This window comes from Kordia sp. (assembly GCF_045105435.1).
Taxonomy (GTDB): Bacteria; Bacteroidota; Bacteroidia; order Flavobacteriales; family Flavobacteriaceae; genus Kordia.
Genome location: NZ_JBGCDL010000391.1, coordinates 1 through 7,054, shown reverse-complemented (window position 1 = coordinate 7,054; position 7,054 = coordinate 1). Strand labels below are relative to the sequence as shown.

At 33.3% G+C, this 7,054-nt stretch carries 6 protein-coding genes; 4 read left to right on the top strand and 2 right to left on the bottom strand.

Annotation, left to right across the window (positions count from 1 at the left end):
* Positions 1 to 324 precede the first annotated feature (324 nt).
* Positions 325 to 543 carry a hypothetical protein gene (locus AB8B65_RS19775; RefSeq protein ID WP_405303010.1) on the bottom strand — a complete coding sequence of 73 codons (219 nt, stop codon included), beginning with the start codon at positions 541 to 543 and terminating at the stop codon, positions 325 to 327.
* 159 nt (positions 544 to 702) lie between these two features.
* Between AB8B65_RS19775 and lipB the strand changes: the two genes are divergently transcribed.
* From lipB to AB8B65_RS19755, 4 genes are all read left to right on the top strand, one after another.
* Positions 703 to 1,425: a lipoyl(octanoyl) transferase LipB gene (gene lipB, locus AB8B65_RS19770; RefSeq protein ID WP_405303011.1), complete on the top strand. Its 723-nt coding sequence runs from the start codon at positions 703 to 705 to the stop codon at positions 1,423 to 1,425.
* Positions 1,422 to 1,886, top strand: coding sequence for a hypothetical protein (locus AB8B65_RS19765; RefSeq protein WP_405303009.1), 465 nt, complete (start codon positions 1,422 to 1,424; stop codon positions 1,884 to 1,886). Before lipB ends, AB8B65_RS19765 begins: the two co-directional genes overlap by 4 nt.
* Before the next feature lie 485 nt (positions 1,887 to 2,371).
* A complete protein-coding gene (locus AB8B65_RS19760; RefSeq protein WP_405303008.1) occupies positions 2,372 to 2,638 on the top strand; it encodes a hypothetical protein in 267 nt (88 codons plus the stop codon).
* 166 nt (positions 2,639 to 2,804) lie between these two features.
* Positions 2,805 to 3,857, top strand: a complete 1,053-nt coding sequence (locus tag AB8B65_RS19755; RefSeq protein WP_405303007.1) for a hypothetical protein — start codon at positions 2,805 to 2,807, stop codon at positions 3,855 to 3,857.
* 342 nt (positions 3,858 to 4,199) lie between these two features.
* Here the strand turns inward: AB8B65_RS19755 and AB8B65_RS19750 are convergent, their stop codons facing one another.
* Complete coding sequence (locus AB8B65_RS19750; protein ID WP_405303006.1) at positions 4,200 to 6,647, bottom strand: hypothetical protein; 2,448 nt, start codon at positions 6,645 to 6,647, stop codon at positions 4,200 to 4,202.
* Between the last annotated feature and the right edge of the window lie 407 nt (positions 6,648 to 7,054).

Genomic DNA, 7,054 nt, shown 5'->3' with positions numbered 1-7,054 from the left:
GAAGTTGAATTGGAAAAATAGAAACTCTAATTTATAAAAACACGAAAGAGGAATTACAAGCATGTAGTTCCTCTTTTTTTGTTAAGGTAACGTGAGTTCGATATAAAACTACTTATATGTAATTGATTTTCAACATTTTAATATATATGTCAAATCGAGCACTATTGAGATTAAAATATATTTTAATTGAAAATACCTAGCGAAGCTATCGAGATTCCATTAAAACGTATAATTTCTTAGTGTTCTCGACTGCGCTCGAACTGACAAGTGCTTAATTTACAATGCCTTACTTGTGATACACGAATTTTTTAAGTCGAACTCACGTTAAGGTAAAATTTTGCACCATTCGCAATCGGTAAGACAAGATACTGTTTTGCAATCCCACGGAAGTATTGAGTGAATTGTTAATACAACAGTTGGATATGGACAGATACTACTGATTGCTTCCTCTGCATGATTTGCTGGAGCATCTTGTGTTCCTCCTGAAATGTTTGCTACCTTACTCTTCTTTAAGGATAATGATTTCAACGATTTTTTCTTCATGTTGTTTCTTTTTAGATTCCTTAACAAAAAAACAACTTATGTGTGAAATTTACTGCTGTTAATTTCTGGAATACATGTCTCAATTTCTAAAGCACTCTTAAAAAAATGTTACTAAAAAGAATAGATATTTTGTAATGTCGTATTTTTGTAGTCGAAAATATACAGACATTGAACAAAATCATACAAGTACAAGACTTAGGAACGAAAGATTATAAAGAAACGTGGGATTTTCAAGAAGATTTATTCAAGGAAATTGTAGATACGAAAATTAAGAATCGACGTGAAGATGCAGGTTTGGAAACGAAAAACCATTTCCTATTTGTAGAACATCCGCATGTATATACTTTGGGGAAAAGTGGCGATATGTCTAATTTATTATTAGATGAAACGCAACTTGCCGCAAAAGGAGCAACATTTTACAAGATAAATCGCGGTGGCGATATTACGTATCACGGACCGGGACAAATTGTAGGGTATCCGATTTTAGATTTGGAAAATTTCTTTACAGACATTCACAAATACTTGCGTTTGTTGGAAGAAATGATCATTCTAACTTTAGCTGAATATGGTTTGAAAGCCGCAAGAAGTGAAGGTGAAACAGGCGTTTGGCTTGATGTTGGAACACCATTTGCACGTAAAATTTGTGCCATGGGCGTGCGCGCGAGTCGTTGGGTAACGATGCACGGTTTTGCACTGAATGTAAATGCTGATTTAGGATATTTTGATAATATCATTCCATGCGGAATTAGAGGAAAAGCAGTAACTTCTTTAAATGTGGAATTGGGAAAAATAAAGATTGATGAAGCAGAAGTAAAAGAAAAACTATTGCATCATTTTGAAACACTTTTTGAAGCTGAACTTGCATACCAAACAGTAAAATGAGAGTGCAAAAACTTTTCTTATTAATGATAACTGGTGCATTGACATGCATTTTGTTGGTGGTTGGCGTTATTAATTATTTTGGAGGTTTAACAGAAGGAACATCTTCTACAGCAATATTTTTTCTGGGAATTACAGGTGCTTTTAGTGTCTATTTTCATTCCAAAACTGAAGCTTTGTATCCGTTTTCTGAATTTAACGATCCGCTAGAAGAACTTTCAAAAAAATATTGGGCATTGCATATATCTTTCGGATTAACGCTTTTAATTTTAGGAATATTTATTACGGTAAACTTGTTAAAAAGATCAGCAGATGTAACAATAATTTCAATCGCAATTTTTATGAATGTTCTTGGATTATGGACTTTGTTAGATTTGTTTTTTTTAAATAAATTCATCGTTTCTCATAAAAAACGACTGGCACAACGAGAAGAAATAGAAAATATAAAAGGTACGGTAGATTGAGAATTTTATATGAAATTGTAAGTTTTTATATCTATCTAATTAAAGAAATATTAATTGCCTTTTTTACACCATCAATGCACCTATATTGCAAGATATAACAGGCTTTATAATGATGCTGCTAATTTTATTTTTTAGTCTCGTAAGTATTATTGACGTGTTTTTCATGTTTAAAAGAGTGCAAAAACGCCACGAAAATTTATCTTTGATACAAGAATTAGACAAAATTGGAAATAATTCTATGACATAAGTAACTCAACCGCATGCGTATATTTAAAATTCTTCTGATCCTTTTTCCCATTATATTTATTGGAGCAATTGTCTATTTTATGAGTGTTTTGCTTACTAGAGAAAACACAGTGAATGTTTCATACTGGGTACACTTTCATATAGCTTTGGGCTTCGTGTTTGCTATTATGAGTGTTTTGTATCATATAAAAAGCTTCCGTTTTTACAGACGAAAAGAAAAACGACGATTAGACAAAAAAGTGCGCAAAATTTTATGGGCTGGCACCATGTGTTTTGGTACGTTTCTTATCTATATTGGATCAGGAATTATATATTCATTAATAATTAATATAACGTATGGCTATAGTGTGAATACGCAAGATTTGTATACATTACTTGTATTTTTTATTCCTGGTTTTTTAATTTTCTTAGAAGCTTCTTTGTTAAAAAAACGCATCCGACGCTTGCGTGTAGCGCATGATGTTTATGACGAAATAGAACATATTGGAAACGAAATTGAGTACTAATACGACTTCCAAAAACCATCAATACGACTTTCCAATACTAAAATTAGCAGCATCTTTACTCAGAAAAACAGTAGAAGTACGTGAATTTCAAAATAGGAAATTTCACGAATATAAAAATGTAGGACTATTCGTATTTTGATAGTGTAAACTAATTAAAAATCAATCTATGAATGCGTCCAAAACACTACAGACAAAATGTGATGAAAAAAAGATCACACCAAACCATATTCCAGCAAAAGGATGGAAAGGAGGATTCATTGAAAAGCATCCTGAATTACAATATAAAGATGGTGTTGCCGATTTAACTTCACTACCATTAACCGATAATTTAGACAATGTTGAAAAAATTAAGCGGCAACAGCGTGTATTGTGGCCAGAGTTTACTTGGCTTACGAAGCATGGTGAGCCAGATTCGAGATGTTTTCAAATGTTTGCTCCAGATGTTTCAAGAGCAGGGTACGATAATACTGGTCAAAATTGGGCAGTAATTTGCCCGCAACAAGGAACGTATATTCCAGGTTTTGGAACCATAAATGTAGAAGTAACGGTAGCGCAACAACGAGGTTGGGTAAATGAAAGTGACAAAACTTTAGCTATTGACATGATTATAAAACCTAAAATATGGTTTAGCAGAGATGCAAACCAATCTGCTTTAGGTAAAATTATTTGGGGTGCTTTTGAGTTAGCAAATATATTTCATCATCTGCCTGTTAGTAAAGATCAGGCAATAAAACTAGATACGTCTAGCACGATAAAAATGCCAGGTGTAGACAATCCTGAAGTTATTTTTGTAAGAGATAAATTATATACGCCAAACGGATTAGATAATTTGCCTGCATTTACATTACACAATAATGTAGCATGGAATTATGCAAATGTAGAAGTTGTGATTGGAGAAGTTGTTAAAACTGGCGATGACTTTGTTGATGAATTCAATCAACTTGTGATGAATCTTTTTAATTTAGGTTCTGGGAATTTACTAGAAGTAGACAGTACATTAGCTTGGAATGTTTGGGTAGATGCACCAACAAAAGTAAATCAGACCGAATGGAGAAATCACGCAGATTACTGGCGTAGATCTATTGATGTAAATCATTGCAGTCCTGACGGAAATGGTTCTCCAGTTCGCTATGCAAATGGTACAGAATTCTCTGTTGAGAAAGAATTAATAGATGACGCTTTGCAAGCAATTTGGGACTTTATTAAATCACACATCTAACAGGTAAATACAATAAAATAACCCGTTGTGGATTTTGAATTAAAAAAGTATAATGAAGCGTCAGTTCGAGTGATTTTGAGGCACGAAAAATAGTATCGAGAACATGTTTAGTGCAGAAAATTCTATTCTCGATACAAATTTTACTCATTTTCAATCGTAAAATTCACTCGGATTGACGAATTTTATCAAAATGCACAACGGGTTAAAATAGCATAAAGCATCCTTTTGAAACACTATGTTAAAAAGGGTGTTTTTGTTTTTTAGATACGCTTTGCATGTTAGTATATTAGTTAGAAAATTTCGCGTGAAACTCTATCAACAAACCAACAAATCAACAAAAACCTAATTCAACTTATACACCAATACCGTATTATTTTCTCCTTTGGTAACCAACTCTAATTTCTTGTCTTTATCAAAATTACCCAAATCAATAACAGAACTTCCAAAAGCAGGAAAACCAGCAATTGGTTTGGCATTGCTATCAAATAAGTACACTTTTTGTGCGTCTGTATCTGTAATAGTTACATAAATTTTATTCTGAATCAAGAAAATATTGGGTTTGCTATACGAACCAAAATCGAGTTCAACCGTTTTGTCTTTGATGCGCAACTTATTCTCAAAGAAACTCACAAGCGTTTTTGTGGTCATAACAACAGCATGATTTTCCGCTACAGGTAATTTCGTTTGTTGAATTTGTCCTTTCCCATCTACTTGAATCAAATTTCCTTTACGGTCAGATGTGGTAAAAAGGTTGTTATGAATATACATCGTATTATCCGAAAACTGAATATTTTGCTTTGGCGTAATTCTCGGTTTTCCGGTACGTGACAAAATATGTAATTTTCCGTTGCTTTCTTGAAACGTTATATAATCTTTAGAACGAACTCTAAAATGTTGCGGCGGATTTATAAAATCGTTCTCCGAGCCCGAAAACTTAAATCCAGAAACGGTTTTCCCTTTTTTATCGCGCATCGCCACTTTATTTCCTTCCGTAAATACAAAACGGTAATTTTTCGACTTGTCATAATCAAAAATAGCAACAGGTTGCGTGTATGCCGATTTTGCTTTTGTCGGATACGGTTTTACAGTTTCTCCTTTTCTATCCAACACATAAAAAGTTTGCGGCGTAGTTATTGCCAATTGCAAACGCCCATTTTTATACAAATCTACTTGTGAAACTTTCCCTAAAATTTGCCCGTCCAATTGCTTTTTCCACAACACTTTTCCTGCGGTAGAAATTAAATACAAAGCATTTTTATCATCTTGTACTATAATTTCTTTTCGTTTTGTAATATGATTTTTAACAAATTGCGGCGCTGTAGCAACAGGATTATCCAATACAATATTGAGTTGTTGCGAAACGGTATTTTCGGAAGGTTTTGTCGTATTTCGTTTTAAAATTCCGTGTACATGCGCATAATTACTTCCTTTTTCGTTGGTAAACTGCAACGCGGCAAACGGATATTCTTCAAAATTAATACTCGTAATTTCCTTTTGATATTTCTTTTGTACGCTTTTCGCGAATGTTTCCTTGAATTTGCCCAGATTTACAAAAGTTAACAAAGACGATTCGTCACTCAAATTTGCAATGGCTTCCTGGTAATTCTTCTGATAAAACAGCGTTTGTTCATCTTTATACATGCCAATCAACATTGCCAAATTGCGCAAACCTTCTGCTTCTGCAAACACAATATATTCGTCCAAAATAACAAATGTGCTATTATCAAAATCGTTGATAAAAGGTGTAAAATGATCTTTAAATAATGTTGCGTCTTCGTTGGTGTAAATTTTTACATTCCGAATTGTGCTAGCTTCAGGTTTTGTTTGCAATTGTGTAATGGCTTCATTGCTAGAAGAAATAAAACGCAGTCCTGTAAAAGTAGTTCCGTTAAACTCAAAAGTGGCAACTTCTTCTAAAGCATCTAACAATGAATTTTTAGTTTTTGGGTGAAACTTCTCGTATGCATCAAATGTAATTGCAGTAAAATGTGCAAAGAAAGGCGGAATTACTTTTGCCATTTTATAGGCGTTTGGCGCTGTATTTTTCAATGAACTCAACATGTGACCTAGCGAATCGTTTGCAGTGACAATTCCTGTAAAGGAAATTTCATCAGGCAAAATACTTAGGTCAAGTGCCGCTTGCGCTCCAAAATTTGACACAAAGTCGGTAGCGGCATTCGGAAATAATTTTTTTAATAACGGAGAAACATACTTCGGATTCGCTAATATGGTAGCCGATTTAGTTTCATCAATCGTTGTGTATACTTTTTTGAATGTTTCCGGAATTGTGGCGGTTTTATACGAACGAATACAGTTTTCAATCAATACTTTGGAAGAAGAATTCACAAAAATACTATCTGCTGTAAAGCTATAATTCACACGATTGTTCAATGTCGTTTTAAGAATGGAGTTGCCTTCGTAAGTTATCTTTTCAGTAGTAAGTTTTGCTAACGAATCTGTGGCAATTAAATCTGGATGAAATTTTGTAATAAACGTATATTCAAAACTATCGTTCCCTAATTCATTCAAACACAACAATGATTTTGAATTCGGTTTTAAGTAATCTAGATACTTTACAAAGTCATTAAAATCCTTTTTAAAAGACGGTTTACGAAACGATTTTAGCAGTTTGTTATTTTTCAACTCGCTACGGAAGCTTTCAAAATTCTGAATTTGTATAATAGTAGCAGTATTTTGCGGCACATACGCTAGTAAAGAATATTCTTTAGGAGTTTCCGTAGTACAGCCAATACTAAGTATGGTAAGAAGAAGAATGAGAATTCTTTTCATGTAATATCTATTTAATAACATCTTATGATGTTGTTGCCCTTTTTGTAATGTAACTACAAAAATATAAAACTTACTAATTACTGAATTAGTATGGCTGCAATAGAATTACAGTTCTTATTAACAAATAACCAAACTACGTATAAGCGACACAGAAACTCCATTGTGTGCTAAGAAAAGCGTTGCGCTTTGCAATGAAGATACTTGGAAATTGTAGCGATACAAATCACGAATGAGTAAAGTGGTGTTTTGAGTGAGTTTGTGTATTATTTCGGATCTAACGACATCACATAATCATAACTTTCGTCTAAATAGTTGGCCAATGTGTCAATCTCGGAAAGCATTTCATCCGGAATTAATACATAACCTTTCATCGTTGCTCCGTACGATTTGTAATAATCAGAATTAAA